Here is a 916-nt window from a genome sequence, read left to right as displayed (position 1 = left end):
TAAAGGTGGGAGCAGCCGCAGTTCCCGTGTTGCGGTAGAACAGGGTATTGCCATCACGATTCCCCACAAAAGCATCTAAGTCCCCATCATTATCAATATCGGCAAAGGTGGGGGCAGCAGAAAGCCCCACATCCGTCAGTCCGAAGGAGTTGGTGGCTTCTGGGGTAAAGGTGGGAGCAGCCGCAGTTCCCGTGTTGCGGTAGAACAGGGTATTGCCATCACGATTCCCCACAAAAGCATCCAAGTCCCCATCATTATCAATATCGGCAAAGGTGGGGGCAGCATAAAGCCCCACATCCGTCAGTCCGAAGGGGTTGGTAATTGGGGTGATAAAATTCGGATCACCTGTGGGAGTGTTAACGGGAGTCACAGAGAAAGTCTGAGTTTGTCCGCTTAAGGTATCTGTTCCATCAGTGACACCGTAGGAAAGATTAACTACACCATTAAAGTCAGCAGTTGGGGTAAAGGTATAAGTTCCATCACCGTTGTCAACTAAAGTGCCGTTATCAGCAGTCAAGTTAGCAACAGACAGGGTATCACCAGCATCCACATCACTGAAACCTGCTAACAAGTCAGCAGCATTAATGATAATGGCTGTATCTTCAGCAGTGTTGCCTAAAGTGGCTGTGGGTGAACCTGTGGGAGCATTGTTAACTGGAGTAGTAGGGACATTCTCGAAGAACAGGATATTGCCATAAAAATTCCCCACAAAAGCATCCAAGTCCCCATCCCCATCAATATCGGCAAAGGTGGGGGCAGCATTATACCCCACATTCGTCAGTCCGAAGTTGTTGGCTTCTTGGGTAAACACGGGTTCAGTCGCACTTGGCGTGTTGCGGAAGAACAAGGTATTGCCATCTCTATTCCCCACAAAAGCATCCAAGTCCCCATCCCCATCAATATCGGCAAAGGTGGG

The 916-nt window shown here is 49.3% G+C and carries 1 protein-coding gene; it reads right to left on the bottom strand.

Annotated elements, in window-relative coordinates; genetic code table 11:
* On the bottom strand, positions 1-916 hold a 916-nt coding region (locus ACM0OR_RS28300; protein ID WP_414579727.1), incomplete at both ends, for a cadherin-like domain-containing protein.

This window comes from Anabaena sp. CCY 9402-a (assembly GCF_963920945.1).
GTDB classification, from domain to species: Bacteria; Cyanobacteriota; Cyanobacteriia; order Cyanobacteriales; family Nostocaceae; genus Trichormus; species Trichormus minutissimus.
Note: the sequence above shows the minus strand (reverse complement) of the source record. Positions and strands in the feature narration are given on the sequence as shown.